Source organism: Mesorhizobium erdmanii USDA 3471 (genome assembly GCF_000472705.1).
GTDB lineage: Bacteria > Pseudomonadota > Alphaproteobacteria > Rhizobiales > Rhizobiaceae > Mesorhizobium > Mesorhizobium erdmanii.
This window is the reverse complement of the sequence record NZ_AXAE01000018.1, coordinates 132,967-147,684: the sequence shown is the minus strand read 5'-3', so window position 1 is coordinate 147,684 and position 14,718 is coordinate 132,967. Positions and strand designations below refer to the sequence as shown.

At 60.1% G+C, this 14,718-nt stretch carries 17 protein-coding genes and 1 pseudogene; 7 read left to right on the top strand and 11 right to left on the bottom strand.

Annotated elements, in window-relative coordinates; all coding sequences use genetic code 11:
• Positions 1-70: 70 nt before the first annotated feature.
• Positions 71-1,276 (bottom strand): plasmid partitioning protein RepA, encoded by a 1,206-nt coding sequence (repA, locus tag A3AU_RS0115670; RefSeq protein ID WP_027053683.1) that lies wholly within the window; start codon positions 1,274-1,276, stop codon positions 71-73.
• Positions 1,277-2,232: 956 nt separating this feature from the next.
• A pseudogene (locus A3AU_RS1000000140370) lies at positions 2,233-2,744 on the bottom strand (site-specific integrase); the annotation flags it as partial.
• Positions 2,745-3,160: 416 nt separating this feature from the next.
• Between A3AU_RS1000000140370 and A3AU_RS0115645 the strand changes: the two are divergent.
• Together A3AU_RS0115645 and A3AU_RS0115640 are read left to right on the top strand one after the other, a co-directional pair.
• Complete coding sequence (locus tag A3AU_RS0115645; RefSeq protein WP_027053680.1) at positions 3,161-3,394, top strand: AbrB/MazE/SpoVT family DNA-binding domain-containing protein; 234 nt, start codon at positions 3,161-3,163, stop codon at positions 3,392-3,394.
• The gene (locus A3AU_RS0115640) at positions 3,391-3,795 is read left to right on the top strand and encodes a type II toxin-antitoxin system VapC family toxin (RefSeq protein ID WP_027053679.1); all 405 of its coding nucleotides are present in this window, start codon (positions 3,391-3,393) and stop codon (positions 3,793-3,795) included. The genes A3AU_RS0115645 and A3AU_RS0115640 overlap by 4 nt, the downstream gene beginning before the upstream one ends.
• A gap of 50 nt (positions 3,796-3,845) precedes the next feature.
• Here the strand turns inward: A3AU_RS0115640 and A3AU_RS0115635 are convergent, their stop codons facing one another.
• Both A3AU_RS0115635 and A3AU_RS0115630 read right to left on the bottom strand, forming a co-directional pair.
• On the bottom strand, positions 3,846-4,952 hold the full coding sequence (locus A3AU_RS0115635; protein WP_027053678.1) for a site-specific integrase: 1,107 nt from the start codon (positions 4,950-4,952) through the stop codon (positions 3,846-3,848).
• A 13-nt stretch (positions 4,953-4,965) separates the two neighbouring features.
• Positions 4,966-5,199, bottom strand: coding sequence for a hypothetical protein (locus tag A3AU_RS0115630; protein WP_154674603.1), 234 nt, complete (start codon positions 5,197-5,199; stop codon positions 4,966-4,968).
• A 50-nt stretch (positions 5,200-5,249) separates the two neighbouring features.
• Between A3AU_RS0115630 and A3AU_RS0115625 the strand changes: the two genes are divergently transcribed.
• Together A3AU_RS0115625 and A3AU_RS0115620 are read left to right on the top strand one after the other, a co-directional pair.
• Positions 5,250-5,546 carry a hypothetical protein gene (locus A3AU_RS0115625; RefSeq protein ID WP_027053676.1) on the top strand — a complete coding sequence of 99 codons (297 nt, stop codon included), beginning with the start codon at positions 5,250-5,252 and terminating at the stop codon, positions 5,544-5,546.
• On the top strand, positions 5,536-6,129 hold the full coding sequence (locus A3AU_RS0115620; RefSeq protein ID WP_027053675.1) for a type II toxin-antitoxin system VapC family toxin: 594 nt from the start codon (positions 5,536-5,538) through the stop codon (positions 6,127-6,129). The genes A3AU_RS0115625 and A3AU_RS0115620 overlap by 11 nt, the downstream gene beginning before the upstream one ends.
• Before the next feature lie 172 nt (positions 6,130-6,301).
• Here the strand turns inward: A3AU_RS0115620 and A3AU_RS1000000136890 are convergent, their stop codons facing one another.
• Both A3AU_RS1000000136890 and A3AU_RS1000000137285 read right to left on the bottom strand, forming a co-directional pair.
• Positions 6,302-7,216: an ISNCY family transposase gene (locus A3AU_RS1000000136890; RefSeq protein WP_051355374.1), complete on the bottom strand. Its 915-nt coding sequence runs from the start codon at positions 7,214-7,216 to the stop codon at positions 6,302-6,304.
• 12 nt (positions 7,217-7,228) lie between these two features.
• Positions 7,229-7,456, bottom strand: a complete 228-nt coding sequence (locus tag A3AU_RS1000000137285; RefSeq protein WP_161633514.1) for a helix-turn-helix domain-containing protein — start codon at positions 7,454-7,456, stop codon at positions 7,229-7,231.
• Between the two features lie 459 nt (positions 7,457-7,915).
• Here A3AU_RS1000000137285 and A3AU_RS0115610 point away from each other — a divergent pair, with 459 nt between their 5' ends.
• A complete protein-coding gene (locus A3AU_RS0115610) occupies positions 7,916-8,938 on the top strand; it encodes a DUF1403 family protein (protein ID WP_027053674.1) in 1,023 nt (340 codons plus the stop codon).
• Positions 8,939-8,944: 6 nt separating this feature from the next.
• Positions 8,945-9,637, top strand: coding sequence for an SMC-Scp complex subunit ScpB (gene scpB / locus A3AU_RS0115605; protein ID WP_027053673.1), 693 nt, complete (start codon positions 8,945-8,947; stop codon positions 9,635-9,637).
• Positions 9,638-9,802: 165 nt separating this feature from the next.
• On the opposite strand, the gene A3AU_RS1000000140755 is transcribed toward scpB, so the two are convergent.
• The 4 genes from A3AU_RS1000000140755 to A3AU_RS1000000140130 form a co-directional block, all read right to left on the bottom strand.
• The gene (locus A3AU_RS1000000140755; RefSeq protein WP_272481090.1) at positions 9,803-10,213 is read right to left on the bottom strand and encodes a DUF2026 family protein; all 411 of its coding nucleotides are present in this window, start codon (positions 10,211-10,213) and stop codon (positions 9,803-9,805) included.
• Positions 10,214-10,244: 31 nt separating this feature from the next.
• Positions 10,245-10,442, bottom strand: a complete 198-nt coding sequence (locus A3AU_RS1000000140960; protein WP_032917433.1) for a DUF2026 family protein — start codon at positions 10,440-10,442, stop codon at positions 10,245-10,247.
• 66 nt (positions 10,443-10,508) lie between these two features.
• On the bottom strand, positions 10,509-11,090 hold the full coding sequence (locus A3AU_RS1000000140135) for a hypothetical protein (protein ID WP_209444652.1): 582 nt from the start codon (positions 11,088-11,090) through the stop codon (positions 10,509-10,511).
• Positions 11,091-11,102: 12 nt separating this feature from the next.
• A complete protein-coding gene (locus A3AU_RS1000000140130) occupies positions 11,103-11,918 on the bottom strand; it encodes a hypothetical protein (protein ID WP_209444651.1) in 816 nt (271 codons plus the stop codon).
• Between the two features lie 103 nt (positions 11,919-12,021).
• On the opposite strand from A3AU_RS1000000140130, the gene A3AU_RS0115590 reads away from it, so the two are divergent.
• Entirely contained in the window at positions 12,022-13,899 is a 1,878-nt protein-coding gene (locus tag A3AU_RS0115590; protein WP_027053671.1) for a competence protein CoiA family protein, read from the top strand.
• Positions 13,900-14,027: 128 nt separating this feature from the next.
• On the opposite strand, the gene A3AU_RS0115585 is transcribed toward A3AU_RS0115590, so the two are convergent.
• Positions 14,028-14,453, bottom strand: coding sequence for an AbiJ-NTD4 domain-containing protein (locus A3AU_RS0115585; RefSeq protein ID WP_027053670.1), 426 nt, complete (start codon positions 14,451-14,453; stop codon positions 14,028-14,030).
• Between the last annotated feature and the right edge of the window lie 265 nt (positions 14,454-14,718).

Here is a 14,718-nt window from a genome sequence, read left to right as displayed (position 1 = left end):
CCTCTCAGAACCGCTCTCATCTTTTTGAAATTGCTCCCAAAACTGTCGTTCTGCACGGCTGTCAAAATGGTCACTTCCGCCCCCATGCCTTATGAATAAGTGATGTAATCTCGGAATTGACCGCGTTCAGACTTTCAACCGCCCGCTCATATGTTGATCGCGTGAATTGGCTTTTCTCGACCTCGTAAAGTGTCTGTTTCGTGATGCCAGCGTCTGAGATGGCCGTGGTCTTCACCATTTGGTTCTTGAGCATGCGCTTGTTGAAAAGAGCTTGCAGGAAACCAACCATCTGGGCCTGGGGACCATCAGTCGGCTCATATCGAGTCACGAGATAACGGAACCACTTCAGCTTCACGGCTGCCCCAGCCCCCTTGATGGACTGCAGGATCCCGCCGAGCATGAGCAAAAACTGAGACATCGACATCACATCGAGCATCTGCGGGTGCACGGTAATAATCACCGACGTCGAAGCTGTCAGAGATGTGAGCGTTAGGTAACCGAGCTGCGGTGGGCAATCTATGACAATCACATCATAGCGATCGTCAACTTCCTTAAGCGCCGCAGAAATGCGCGTGAAGAACAAGCGCCCTTCTGGTGAATTCTTGTTAGAAGCGGCTAGTGGAGTGTCGTACTCATATTCCTGCAGTTCAAGATTGGCAGGTACGATGTCCAAACCCGGGAAATTGGTCGGCCGAATAATCTCCTTGATTGATTTCCTGTGCTCGTCGTATCGGAGCGCTTCATAAAGCGAGGGATTCTTGTCGAGTTCAGGTTGAATGCCATGCAGAGCTGACAGGGAAGCCTGCGGATCAAGGTCAATTGCGAGAACGCGGTGCCCTGTCAGAGCGAGGTATTGAGCTAGATGGGCAGCTGTTGTTGTCTTGCCGGAGCCACCCTTGAAATTGACGACGGAGATGACTTGCAGCGTGTCACCTTGACGGCGGTGAGGAACGTAGCGCTTGAAGTCCGAACGACCGTGCTTGTCGAGGTATTGACGCAACTCGAGCATCTGCCGAGCGGTGTATGAACGACGACCCGAACTGGAAACCTCAGGTGCGGGGCCCTTGCCTTCGAGATGCAGCTTTTTGATATGGTTCTGGGTGACGCCGAGAAAGTCCGCGACCTCGACCGACGAAAATTGCCGTAGTCCCTTCATCGCATTTGGGGGATACTGCTCAAGCCGCAGCATGTTCAATTTGTCCGAGATAAGCTCTCCCTGTTCGAGAATCTCCTCGTCGAAATCGAACTCCAAGCCGTGGTCGGGCATCAAATTCATATTCGGCAACTTCCAGAATAACGCTTTTCTGACATGATTGTCACTGCAAGCGTGATTAATGCCCGATTCGGGCAATCCAGCAAGAAGTTTTTAGTTAACAGGAGGTTAACGGGCGTCCTCGCCTCGAAAGCGTAATCTAAAATTGCATCTCCCGAGCAGTTGGGAACAGTCGTCATAAGCCTATAAGGCAGCGCAAGCTTGACATGACATTCGTACGTCTACGCCGTTGAAATAACGGCACAATTATCCGATTTGCACGGCTGTCAAGTTTAAAGGCCAGGGCACCCTTCCGGTTCCGTGGTTGGGGTTAGGCCCTCTGTGCAAGATAGGAACGGTGATGGGTCGACCTGAGGGCCGAATTTCAGCGGGAGGCTAACTTGGCCTGGTCGTCACCCCTCGCAACTGCCGAACTGGCCGACCTAATTTCGGATGAGGAAAGGCCCATGTTGAAGATCGAAGCGCTGTACCGCCGGGGTGAGTTCCTAAGCCAGACATAGATTGATGAGTTCTGCTTTACAGAGCGGGGGCCGGAGGGCCACCAAGCTGGAAATCGCGCAGGCCGGCCAAGAGATCGCCGCCGCCGCCATCAGCCCCGTCATCCGAATGTATCGCCGACTCCATGCGTCCGTTCCAGAAGCGGTCTCAATGAGGGGAAAGAGGCACGATTCGTATCATTGCGATTGCATCCGCTCACCGTCGTTTCAACGAAAGCCGCGTTCGTCGATCGGCGTCTTATGCCATATGCTCCAAGCTGGCATCGGAGCGCGGGGGGCTGTGGTTATCTCGAGGCCTGGCCCATGGAGCATCTGATGAACCACGCCGACACTCCTCGGCGGGGTCCCGAAGGCCGGGAGAACTTCTCTCAGAAAGGATTCCTACGAATAGCGCCTGACGGTCCGGACCAGGTTCGCTTCTCGGTCACGACCTTTGACGGCTTGAGCAACGTTATCGTTGCCAACCTCAGTCGAGGAGGCGAGGCTAGCGCCTAAAGCGAGTGCCCGCAGAATTTCATCTCCCGCTCGCCCTCCGCAATGTCGCCGCGCACCCCGGCCGGCAGGGCTTTGACTTGCGATTTCCCGATCGTTAAGCCGCTCGGCTCCCACCGCTTTGTCTTTTCCGGTGTCCCGGCGGAACAGGGGCCGTGGGCGATGGCGGCCAGGCTGAGCCAAGTCTGCAGGGCGATGACACGGCAGGCGGCGTCCGACGCACCGCAGCCAATCTCGACCTAGCGCGAGCCGGTTTTGCCGCGCAGGGTAACCAGCCCCCTTGTCCGGGAAGAAATCGGTCGAGCCGCGGCCACCCTGGGTTTGGTCGCGAGCAAGATCGAGGCCGACGATTTCGGAGCGTCGCAAGCCGCCGGCGAAGCACAAAAGCAGCATAGGTCGGTCGCGCAGGCCACGTAGCGTGCCACGGTCGACTGTCTCCGCATGGCGATTAGATCGTCGCGCAGGACGGCCTCCTTATCTCTCGACGCTGTGTGGCTAATGAAATTGGAGGAGGGTAGAGCAGTACCGGGCGCTTGCAGAGGGCACTCGGAACGGTCGCGGCGGCGTTCGAATTTTGAGGTCATCTCGGCAATCGTGCGACCAAGCTGCTTCTGCACGTAACGCTCTTTGACCTCAACCGACGCGTCAGGCCCGGTCGCAGTCAATGGGCTGCAACTCTTTTTTCTCGATCACCCTCCGAGAGATCGCTCTGCGAGCGGGCGGCCAGAGCGGTGCGCTTGAACAGGCGGGCAACCCCCGGTCGCTCAGCGGACCGGGCATACGCGCGACTTTGAGCAGGACCGTTTAGTAGCCGGATCTGGCAATTTCGCAGCCAGGATTGCAAATCGGCGTGTGTGGTAATACCTTTAGTCAATATGGTATTACGATTGATGCAAGCATGACCACGACAGTCACAGCCAAGGGACAAGTGACGATCCCCAAACCGGTCCGCGACCTTCTCGGTATCGTTCCAGGCAGCCAAGTCGAATTCGTGCGCGCCGCCGATGGCAGCGTGGTACTCGCGCGCGCCGACAAGAAACGACCGGCGAGCCGGTTCGCCAAATTGCGTGGCCATGCCGGCAAGGGACTTGATACCGACGCAATCATGGCGCTGACGCGTGGCGAAGCGTGACGCTCGTCGACACCAACATTCTGCTGGACCTTGTCACCGATGATCCGAAATGGGCCGACTGGTCGCTTGCCAAGCTGGAGGCCGCGAGCATCGCTGGCCCGCTGCTGATCAACGATGTTGTCTACGCAGAGCTTGCGGTTCGCTATAACCGCATCGAGGAACTGGATGCCTTCATCAAGCAGGCAGCCCTGGAACTCGCCCCGATCCCGCGCGACGCCCTGTTTCTGGCGGGCAAGATCTTTACGCAATACCGCAAATCTGGCGGAGCGCGCACCGGCGTGCTGCCTGATTTCTTCATTGGCGCCCATGCCGCCGTGGGTGGTCTGCCGCTGTTGACCCGCGACGTCGGCCGCTACCGCACCTATTTCCCGTCTATAAAGCTGATCGCGCCCGACGGCTGAGGTTCTCGTGGGCACAACTCTGTCAAAGGGGCAGAGGTGAGGGCATGCGATCAAAGCCCGCTTGCCTTGGTGAGGTTGACCCGAAAACGGTCGCGGCGGCGCTGGTATTTGCGCGTCATCTCCGCCGAGGCGTGGCCAAGCTGTTTTTGCACATAGCGCTCGTCGACCTCGGCGGAGGACGCGAGGCCTGCGCGTAGCGAATGGCCAGAAAACTTTTGGCCGCGCTCGCCCTCGGAAAGATCGCCGCGCACGCCGGCGGCCAAGGCTGTGCGTTTGACCAGCCGTGCCACCTCCTGGTCGTTTAATCTCTCGGCGCCGACAGCCTTGCCTTGCCCGGTAACGCGCCGGAACAGCGGGCCATGGCCAATACGCGCTAATTTGAGCCAGATCTGCACCGCGACAACCGGGCACGTGCTGTCGGCCGAGCCGCGGCCGATCTCGACCTCGCGCCAGCCGGTCTTTCCGCGCAAGGTCACCAAAATCCCTTTGTCGAGAATCTCTATCCAGCCGCGGCCATCCTCGGTCTCGTCACGGCCGCAGTCGAGACCGACGATTTCAGAACGGCGCAAACCGCCGGCGAAGCCCAAAAGCAGCATGGCGCGGTCGCGCAGACCGCGCAGCGTGCCGCGGTCGAGCGTTTCCAGCATGGCGACAAGATCGTCGCGCAGGATGGCTTCCTTCTGACGGGGAGAGGAGGCGTGCTTGTTGCGGATGCCGGCCAGCACGGTTGCGATATGCCGGTCCTTCCGGTCGAGCGGTTGACCGCGTTGCGTATAGTTCCAGGTCAGGGACGACAGGCGGCGTTCAATGGTCGACACAGACTTTTTGTCCCTTGCCGATCCGGAGGCCTGGGCCGTGATATAGAGGCCGACAACTTGTGGATCTGGCGGCAGCGGATCAAACGACTGGCGCCGGCACCAGGCGCAAAAATGCTTCCAGTCGGCGGCATAGGCGCGACGGGTGTTTGCCGAACTTGCCGCCTCGACATAATCGCGCGCACGGTCGGCCAGCTTTTCGAGATGCGCAGGCAGTGATGCTTGTCGCGAATCAACGACCTGCGGGGGAGGGGAGGGGGCCTCATCCGGGCGGCCCATTTCCATGACGACGTCGACAATGTCAGGCAGGCCGTCGGTGTCGATCGCGTCGACGGGCGTCATGAAATTACCGGCACTACCCATCGGCGCTCTCGTTCATTGGAATGTCGCAGTGGTGCGATTCTGAGAACACAACGTGCGACCAACGCGCCGAATTGTCCACCGCGAGGCGCTTGACGAATAGCCCCGAGTTTTGCTTCCCGCCACGCACGACAAAGAGCGGGGCGCGCTTCTCGCGGCGCCGGGCGAGCACTGTACTTATGGACGATGCGGCGATCGCTTCCACGCCTTGCCCTTCCTTGCCGTTCATTGCATATGCGTTCAACATCCTCTATGTTTCGTTCAACAGGAGAATCCAGGATGAGCATACGTGGCGCGACGGCAGCCGAAAGCGAGGAGCGGATTGCCCACACCCGCAACCGTCTGGTGCTTGAGCAGGCGAGGGCGGTCGGCCTTCTTGGCGCGGCCAAGAACACACGCCTTTCCGGCAGGGTGCCGTCGGAATTGATCGAGGCGGCAAAGAAGCGCGCTCATGTGACTTCCGACACCGAACTGCTGGAGCTCGCCCTGTCGCGGCTGGCCCTCGAGGATGATTTTGGCATCCGGCTCGTCGGCCGCAAGGGCAGTATCCCGGCGGACATTGATCTTGGCGTTTGATCTCGGGAGCGCGTTGCGTTCTCTCAAACCGCAGCGGCGCACCGCGGGGCTGGAACGGCGGCCGGATTCCGCGCTGTCCTGGGCAGGCGAAGAGCCGCCTGTCGGCGGCGCGCTGCTATTGGACGCCAGCGTCTATCTGGATGTCCTGCAGGGGCGCACGCCCGAAGCGGTCGATGACCTTCTCACCTATCGGCTTTGCCACCACTCGGCCGTATGCCTTGCCGAGCTCAGCCATGTGTTCGGCCGTCTCGATCCGGCCCACGCCACGACGAAGTCGGTCCTGAAAGTGGTAGCGGACACGATCGAGGATCTTCCAGCGCACCGGCTGCATGCTCCCGACGCCACCGCCTGGGGACGGGCTGGCATGCTTGCCGGTCTGCTGTTCCGGCTCAGCCATCTGCCGAAAGGCGAGGGACACGAACGCCGCTTCCTCAACGATGCGCTGATCTTTCACCAGGCCGGTCTGCTGGGAGCCACGGTTCTGACTGGCAACATCCGGGATTTCGATCCCCTCAATCAGCTTGTCCCGTCGGTGCGTGTAATTTTCTACCGGCCGGCTGCAGGCTTGCCCTCGCAAGGTTGAAAGCATTGTTGGGAGATAGGCGCGTGCACCATCGTCGTCGCGGGCGAGGGGAGTGACCGCAGCGAACAATGAAAGGGCGAACGGGGAAAGGGCGAACGGTGTCGGTAGCTAATCAAGTTGTCCGGTTTTGGTAGCACGTCACTTGTCCGCTTCAGTTTTGCGTCGAAGCGGTTCACGCGGCTTGCCTGATTGGGCAAGTGTCTTCGATTGCTGCGCCATCGGGCATGTATCGTGCAATGCGGCGCGGCCCGTGGAAGATTGCCAGCGTCCCATCCGGATACTGCCTGATCTTGACCGTGGCTTTGACAAAGTGATGCCGGATCTGACTTTTGGGCAGCTGCAATCGCAGGCGCGCGAAGGCGATCGTGTTATCGCGGGCAACGACGCGCTCCTCTTCGATGCACAGGATCTGGGCCAGTTGTTGCGGGTCGGCGGCGACAAAGGCGCTGTCTTGGACCGCGGGCGGCCTGGCGAATCGGGCATTGTGAGCCGGCAGGTAGGTCTGTGCGATGAAGTGGTTGGCGGTCTCGATATCGGCAATTCCAGCCAGCGCCAGCTCTCTGGGCAGCCGATCCTGCAAGGTGGAGAACATTCGCTCCGAGCGCCCCCGTGCTTCAGGCGAATAGGCTGGAATATGTTCGATGCCCAGCCGCCCAAGCGCCCGGCCGACCTGGGTCAGGCGGATCTTGTCGACAGCCCCGCCGGCCTTGAGCGTCACGAAATAGTGGCTGCCACGATCGCTGTAGAGGCTTGACGGCAATCCCTTGGCGACGAACGTCTCCAGAAGTCCCTGGAAGCTCGACGCCGTGCCTTCCTCCTCGATCAGGAAGGCCGAATAGATCGTGCTCGTCGCATCGTCCATCGTCACGATCAGATCAAGCATCGGCCCACCCGCCAGCCACTGATGACGGCTGCCGTCCTGGTGCAGCATCATCCCCTCGCACGGCTTCCTTTCCCGCTTGCGCCGGTGAGCGCCGCGCCGCTTGGCCCGTTCCACTAGGCCCGCCGCGTGAAGCTGCGTCTTGATGAAGGTGTAGCCCCAGCTGAAATCGTGATCGCGCAGCAGGTGCTCGTGGAAATGCTTCACGTTCCAGCCAAGCTAACGATGACGATAAAGCTCCAGCATCTCCTCGATCGCCTCCGCCGGCACCCGACGCGTCGAAAGCTTGCCCAAACGCCGGTCGAGCAACCCTGCGTCCCCAGCCTCTTCATATCGGTCACGGTAACGCCGGAATTGCCGCTCCGACATGCCCAGCAACTCGCCAGCCTCCATCATCGAAAGGTCGCCGCCATTCCAGCGGCTCAAAACGTCCCGAAACTTCTGCATTCTCCGGTCCTGTAGCCATGCTGCCCGTCTCATCCCCAGCCTCCGTTCGCTGGAAATCAAACCGGACAACTCGCGTGCTACCTAATCCGGACAACTCGTGTGCTTACGACAGGGGAAAGGGCGAACGGTTGCGAAAAGGGCAAAAATGCGCTATACGCTGTCTTGAGGTGGAGAATGCTGTGATCGTTCCATCTTGGTCGGGTCTAAGGCTGCTGGCAGCCGATAACCCCGAGGGCCAGGCAAGATAATTTGCCGGCGTGATGGCGACAGTCGGCAGCTTTCGTGCCGCGACATGGATCTCATTTCCGGTGAAAAATAAGAGCGGCTGAGGCATTTCGTGGCTTATCCGCAAAACGAACGATAATGCAACATTATCGTTCGTTATTTGTCCACGACAAGCGCGGCGGTTTTATCGAAAAAACGTTGCGATAAGCGCCGCGCTGATTCATGCTCTCAGGGATGATTCTGCGCGCCAAATCCTCTCCGCGCCACCCTAGCCCGCTTCCTGGAGCGACAACCGCCACGCCAGCGGTCCTCGTGCCAAGCTGGCTGCGCCGGGCCATCCCCGATGCGCAAAGCCTTGCGGGGAAAGATGTGGAGGACGTCGCGCTCGCTGCCGGCGCCGCCATCGGCGCGCTCGATGCGGTGGTCCGCCGGCAGGAAAAATGGGCTGGTGCCTGGCGGCAGCGCCTCGCACTTGCGGCGGGCGCGGTGACCGCACGACAGGCGGGGCGCGTCGAGGACGATAGCCAGCTGCGCGACGCCGTGCTGCTCTCACGCCCGGGCGATTTTTTGTCGGTCGGTCCCGCCGGCCTTTTGCTGCTCGCCTGGCGTCGGCTGGCAGCCCGGCCCGCGGAGGAACTGCTGACGGGAAAAAACCTCGGCGCGGTGCTGGAGGAATTTGGTCACGCCCCCGACGATGAGGCGGTCGCAGATCTGGCGGGCGAATCGCGCCGAGTCTCCGCAGGCGCGATGGTGGGGATGTTGAAGGGCGCCTTCATTGTTGCCGAGGGTTGTGGTTTTGGGCGCGCCGTCGGCACCTGGTTGGCCGACGCTCTGGTCGCGCAGCGCCTGGGCTGGACCCACGCTGTGCCGCTGCTGGGAACGGACGGGATTGCGGGCCTCGGTGCCAGCCGTCCGCGTCGATCGGGAACCGGCATTGGAGCCACGAATATCGAGGATGAAGGCCTGTGGGCGAAGAACCTGCTCGCCGCGCAGGCCCGTGCCGCGTTGCGCGCGATTGATCTGTCTGCCGAACTCGGGCGCCGATCGGAGCGACTACAGGCGGTGGCACCTAAGTTGCGTGCTCGGGCGTCGGCTCTCGTTGTCGAAAGACTGTTGTCCGACGATGCGATCGTCGCGTCCGAAAAGATCGCCGGTATGAGCGACCGCGGCCTGCGCCGCCTGTTCGACCGGCTGGTCGAACTCGGTGCCGTGCGCGAGTTGTCCGGCCGACCGTCCTTCCGCATCTACGGGCTGTGACGACCTATGGCGGAGGCGACTCGCAAAGGACGGGGTAGGGCGGCAGAAGATGCGCTGTTCGATCGCGAATTGGATCATCTGCCGCCGGAGGCGCGTTGGCACGAATGGATGCATCGGGTCGAGGCAACGATCTTCGCCGCCAGCGAGCCGGTCGGCCGCGAGACGCTGGCGCGGATCGTCGGGAAAAACTGCAGCGTTGACCTTTTGATCGATGATATTCGCGAGGAACTGCGTGGCCGCCCTTACGATCTGGTGGCCGTCGCCGGCGGCTGGAAACACCTGACCCGCCCGGCCTATGCCGACGCCATCCGTGAGGCGGTCGGCGGAGGCGAGAAGACGGCCGAGCTGACGCAGTCCGAGGTGTTGGTGCTGATGTGCATCGCGTATTTCCAGCCGATCATACGCGGAGAACCGTCGTCGTTTTTTGGGAAAGAAATTTCCCGCGATCTGATCGGCCATCTGCGCGGCGCCAAGCTGATCGCTTCAGGCCCGCGCAGCCCGACGCCAGGCGCGCCCTACACCTACGTCACGACGAAAGAATTCCTGCTGGAGTTCGGCCTCGACACACTACGCGAGCTGCCCGATTTTGCGGCGCTCGAAGAGGCCGGATTGCTGTCGAAGGAGAAGTTGCTTGCTGGCGACATAGTGCCCGAGCTTTCCTCTAATCATCGAACCGCCGACTTCGAGATCGAGGACTAGCTGCCGCAGTCGCGCAGCAGCCGCTGGCCGTTGCGCATGTTAGCGGTACATGTTCGCAACGGCGGTCCTCGAGCCTTGTCCGCAGCCCCGGGACAGTGGACAAGCGGGGGGATCAGGCGCGCACGCCAACATAACGGTCAATGCACCGATCCGACACAGCGCCGATTACCAAGAGCTGGTGGCGACCGTCGCGGCAAGTGACAGCCGGGTAACAAGGCCTCTCTCGTCTTGCATCGCAAAGGTCGGCATCTGTTTCGCGCGCCGTTTCCCGTACCAGGCCATCGCAACTTTGATCAGATCCTCGTTGAACCGCTTGGCGAGAAAACCGTCGAGCAATTTGTCCGTCAGAGCCGGATCCGGATAATAACGAAAGTCGCCGGTGTGCGCCAAGGCATCGAGGTTGGGGGCTTCTTCATCCAGGCGCCGTTGCATCATCTTGCGCGGCAGGTCCGCTGATTTCGGGTAATCAGCAAATGCCTCTCGATAGATTGGAGCCATGAAGTCGATAATATGAGTGTCGGTCTGGAGCCACATGTGGAATGCATCGTGCCCGGACACTAACTGCCCATCCTCCAATTATCCGAAGGTGGCAACCTCGCCTCCACCGTCACCCACGCAAAGGCAGAATGCACCCCCCAACAACCTGCGCTCTGATTTTATAGCACTGGTTAAGAACATAGCCGCCAACGGCCGCAAAGAAGAGACATGCTCTCCCGGCGGTCGCGTCTGGTACGCCCTGAAGAACGCCATGGGTCACCTGATAGATCCGGTTGTATTCGCTAAGCGGCAGGAGGAACTTACCCATGAAACCTCAGGTTTTCGCGGGGAGCAAAAAACATACTGATGGCAAATCGATGTCGTCACTCGGTGTCTAGTCGGCTTCGAAATGGACACGATCCTCGGCTATTAGATGATCTTGCAGCGCTGGTGCCGGCTTATTCGCGTCCGTGATTAGAGTTTGCGACCATAAGATCGACGTCTCATAGACCGATCTGCATAACCATTCACCGTTCTCCTCGAACCAGTGCTGCGCTTCAGGTAGTAAATCGAAGGATACTGGATGGCGCGCGAAGGGGTTATGAAAAACTTCGATCTCGGCCGTCCACGGCTCATAGCCGTGCGGCCAGAGCCCTCGATACTCATCGCCGGTGATGTCGAGGCAGAACGGTATGCCCCGCAGGGCGCCGGGCGTACGGTCAAAGAAATGTCCCAGCCTGGTGTAGCGATAACCCTCAGGCGCGCCGCCACCCGAGATCGCGACTCGATTGAGCTTCGAGATCGAGCAGGCATTGGAGAAGATGACAGCCGACAGTTCGGCGTGGCGATCGTTGGCGAACAGGCCCGCCGGGAATTGTGTCGGCCCGAGCAGGTACTCAGCCGGCATTGGCACAGCTTGTTGCCGACCGTCTACCTCGGCCACAGTTGCGCCCGATCCTTGCAGATAGCCAATCAAGCCTTCGCGGCTCTATATCATTGAACCGGATGCATGAAAATCTGCGACTGCCAGCATGAACGGTTTTCCAATGACATGGGGAAGCTGATCGTATCGTCGTTCAAGCTTATTTCCGATCGTTTTGGCGAATCGTAGTGCGGCCGTGCCGAAGAATATCTCTTCGCGTTCAGTGGGCACATCCGCGAAGGGCGCGTTGACGTGATTGTATGGCACCTGTGGATTAGCGGTGACGGCCTCGACCCAGGCCTCGTTGCCAAGGCGATTCGCAATATGGAAATCCGGGGATTCAAACGGCTGTTCGACAAGCAGGCCTTGCTCGCGAAATGACGCGAGAAGGTGCGCTTCCCATAGGCGCGTGTGAAAATTGGTAGTCTGGCAGTCACTAGCCCAGTTGCGGTCAGGCTTTGGCATGGCGAGATAAAGCTGGTTCAACGCCCACCCGGCAGGCCGACGCGCCGTTGTGGCAAGCAATCGAAACACATCGCTTGGCTGCCGTCCGGCCAGATCGAATAGCGGCGGACGGCGGATGGCTCCGGCCGGCATTGGGTCAGGCGGCTGACCTTCAACGAGAAAGGGCTCCAAAGCGTCACGCGCGGCGTCGATATTTGCGAAGCCGCTTTGCTGTCGAGTGACGGTCCAGACCAAGTCCACCCGCCGTCGCATGAGAATGGTATTGAACGCGTCGGCGGTAGCGTCGTGTGTGACGATACCGCAGCTGCGACCGTCCGAACCGCCCCAGGCCGCGACCGGCGGTTCGGCACCGAAGTCGTGGCCGCGCGGGAGCGACAAGGCGTAAAAATCAAATTCCCATTGCGGGACTTTGCGCATCCATTCTCCATTTTCGCCGCTATCTGCTTTCGGCTGACGGCCTACCGTGTGGCTGCCTGTTTCGAGCTAGCAGCCATTACATGATGGCGGGTACTATCCGGTAATGTCGATTCATCAGGGCCATGACGACCCGGAAATCCGCCGCCAGTACGGCGATGACAGTGCGCGCCTCGTTTACGGCTGGGATTCTGAAAAGGAAAAGCTTTTCCACATCTCAGAGGCGCGTCGGGGCCTTGCCTGCGGCTTGATCTGCCCGCACTGCAAGGGGGTGCTGGTCGCGAACCTCAAGGACGACCTGAAGGCGGCGCACTTCGCCCATCATGGGCCTGCATGCGGAGGCGGTCCGGAAACTGCGTTGCATATCCTTTGCAAGGAAATCATCCGGGATGAGTTGCGGCTCACCGTTCCGCGCGAGTTCGCTGCACACGGCAGCTATGAACGGCTGATCGGCGAAGCGCGCGAAATCGTTTTCGCACATGTAACGCTCGAATTCCGCGACCATGTCGAGTTGATACCAGACCTCCGTCTCCAGGTTGACGATCTGGATCTCTTTGTCGAGATCGCCGTGACCCACCCTTGCGGAGAGGAGAAGATTGCCCGCCTGAAGCGACTGGGAACGGCCGCCGTCGAGATCGATATGTCCTGCGTGCCCCGCAACACGCCACGCGACGATGTGCGGATGGCCGTCGTCTCGACCGCGCCACGCGTCTGGCTGTTCAACGCGAAGATCGAGAGTGCGCTCGAGGACATGCGGCTGCGCGAACGACTAGACGTCGATGCCGCCGCCAAGCGGCTGGCATCAACTGCGAGGCGCAAGATCGAGGCTTATGGCCGAGTTCGCCAGCACGCCAACGAGCAAAAGCTGCGAATCAAGGACCTCGCCGCGCTGCGTGCTCTGGGATTGCGCGAACATCTCGGAATCCGGATCGGAGGGAGTGGTTGCTTCACGGTCCGGTCCGAGACCTGGCGATCGATTGTCCTCGCGACAATTCTGCGGCCAAGGCTCTATCATCATCGCTTCCTCGCTACAGACCATATCGTCTCCCGCCTTCTCGAAGAGGGGTACGTCCACAGCGACTTCGTCCAGCTGACAAAAGACCTTGCTGATGCGATGCGCAAGCTTGACCGTGAGTTCCTCACACCCTGGGAGGCCGTGCATCGATATCTCCAGGCTTTGACCACGGCAGGCCTGGCGGACCAACAGCACCTCTCTTTCGCGCTGAAGACCGGCCTGGTTGAACGGTGGCGCGATTGGGAAGTAACCGAGCAGAGGAAAAACGAGCGACAGAATAGCATCTCGAACCTTGTGTCCCGCATCCTGGACCTAATTCCAGACGAAGATCGCGCATTGATGACGGTCGATTCCTGGTGGCAGATGACCGAAACGGAAAGCGGAAGGCCGCGCAAGGAGACAATCGAAACCGACATCACGATCGATAGCGACCTGGAAAGGCTCCTCGAAGTCTTGGACCTGCGAAGCAGCGCATCGCCGAACAATCTGCACGGACTACCTGCTGAACGCGCCGTGAAGAAGGCGATATCCTTGAGAGCCGCGAACGAGGCGAAGGCTAAGGCAAAACGTGCGGCGGAAGAAGTGGATGGTCGCCGGCAATCGCTGATCAGGCTCGGGGAACACGCCTTGGATGACCAGGATCGCGCCGACTTCTTTCGTACGCCGCTCGCCGATCATAGTGGGGTCCTTCCGCTCGACCTGGCTGAGAGAAACTATGCCGACCTCGGGCTGGCTGAAGAGGCCTTGACCAGGTTTGCGCAGACGCGACGTTTGGAACGCGTCGCCGCTGAGTGGCGATCAAAGCTGGAGGACGAGGCCAAGAAACTCTTTGGAGATGGTGCCGCGCGTGTCGTCAGGCAAACGGTGGACGGCAAGCTCGATGGGCGCCCGCCGCTGATCTACTGTCGCAACGAACATACCTTTCGGACTGCGCTCGGCGTGTTGCAATGGATTGCGCAAATGCAATGAGCCGGGCCTGTGGCGTGCGTGCAATACCTCAACCGGATGGCAGAGCGTATATCAGTGTTCCACGCACTGCCGACTCCATGCAACGACTTCGCTCGTCCGCGATGACAGGACGGAACGTGGCGTTCCCCTTACAGGCAGTGGCGGGACGGGCGCGTTACATTGCCCAAGGGATCGTTTAGGTCGGCGGTTGTGTCTCGACCAGGAGTCGAATCGATACCCTTTCTCGCTGTTCCCGCTGATGCGAATAGGATTTGGCGAGCGCTCAGCGAACCTGCTGCGTTCGATGGACCAGTGTCATAGACCTTGAACCATTCGCAATCTTCGAGCAGCCCCCGAACCTCATCCCAGATGTTCGGGTATTCGGACCAGTTGTTGCGGTCGGGCGCCACAAATAGAACGGTGCAGACCACATCTCGAATATCGCTCGGCCCCATTCCTGCGTTGACGGCGATCTGCGCGATGGCAAAGCGCAGGTCATCCGGCGCGTCTTCCCGGATGGTGATCTCCGGTTCGGCCGGCTTGAAGCCGAAGCGGTCTGAAAAATTCTGCGACATGGCTGAAACTATACGATCGAGGCAAAGATGAAAGCGTCCCGGCACCGGAACGTTGCATTTGTTCACGTAGCGGAAAACTCGGTTGGCGTCTCGGCGCGATTTGAAGGTCAGCCGATGGAGATTTGGAGTTCCTTAACCTCCACGAGAGCAGCAATCTCCGAATAGAGGTCGACCGCTTGGCCCGATGCAGAGATCGAAATGGCCAAGGAATAGCGCGCCTTGTTCTTTGCCCGACGGCGTTGCCCGCCTATACGGGGCTCGACGC

What these genes read in the sequence shown, in the direction of transcription:
- repA (WP_027053683.1), bottom strand. Translation starts at nt 1,276, where the DNA reads ATGAATTTGATGCCCGACCACGGCTTGGAGTTCGATTTCGACGAGGAG.
- A3AU_RS0115645 (WP_027053680.1), top strand. Translation starts at nt 3,161, where the DNA reads ATGACCACGACAGTCACAGCCAAGGGACAAGTGACGATCCCCAAACCG.
- A3AU_RS0115635 (WP_027053678.1), bottom strand. Translation starts at nt 4,952, where the DNA reads ATGACGCCCGTCGACGCGATCGACACCGACGGCCTGCCTGACATTGTC.
- A3AU_RS0115630 (WP_154674603.1), bottom strand. Translation starts at nt 5,199, where the DNA reads ATGAACGGCAAGGAAGGGCAAGGCGTGGAAGCGATCGCCGCATCGTCC.
- A3AU_RS0115625 (WP_027053676.1), top strand. Translation starts at nt 5,250, where the DNA reads ATGAGCATACGTGGCGCGACGGCAGCCGAAAGCGAGGAGCGGATTGCC.
- A3AU_RS1000000137285 (WP_161633514.1), bottom strand. Translation starts at nt 7,456, where the DNA reads ATGCAGAAGTTTCGGGACGTTTTGAGCCGCTGGAATGGCGGCGACCTT.
- A3AU_RS0115610 (WP_027053674.1), top strand. Translation starts at nt 7,916, where the DNA reads ATGATTCTGCGCGCCAAATCCTCTCCGCGCCACCCTAGCCCGCTTCCT.
- scpB (WP_027053673.1), top strand. Translation starts at nt 8,945, where the DNA reads ATGGCGGAGGCGACTCGCAAAGGACGGGGTAGGGCGGCAGAAGATGCG.
- A3AU_RS1000000140960 (WP_032917433.1), bottom strand. Translation starts at nt 10,442, where the DNA reads ATGGGTAAGTTCCTCCTGCCGCTTAGCGAATACAACCGGATCTATCAG.
- A3AU_RS1000000140130 (WP_209444651.1), bottom strand. Translation starts at nt 11,918, where the DNA reads ATGCGCAAAGTCCCGCAATGGGAATTTGATTTTTACGCCTTGTCGCTC.
- A3AU_RS0115590 (WP_027053671.1), top strand. Translation starts at nt 12,022, where the DNA reads ATGTCGATTCATCAGGGCCATGACGACCCGGAAATCCGCCGCCAGTAC.
- A3AU_RS0115585 (WP_027053670.1), bottom strand. Translation starts at nt 14,453, where the DNA reads ATGTCGCAGAATTTTTCAGACCGCTTCGGCTTCAAGCCGGCCGAACCG.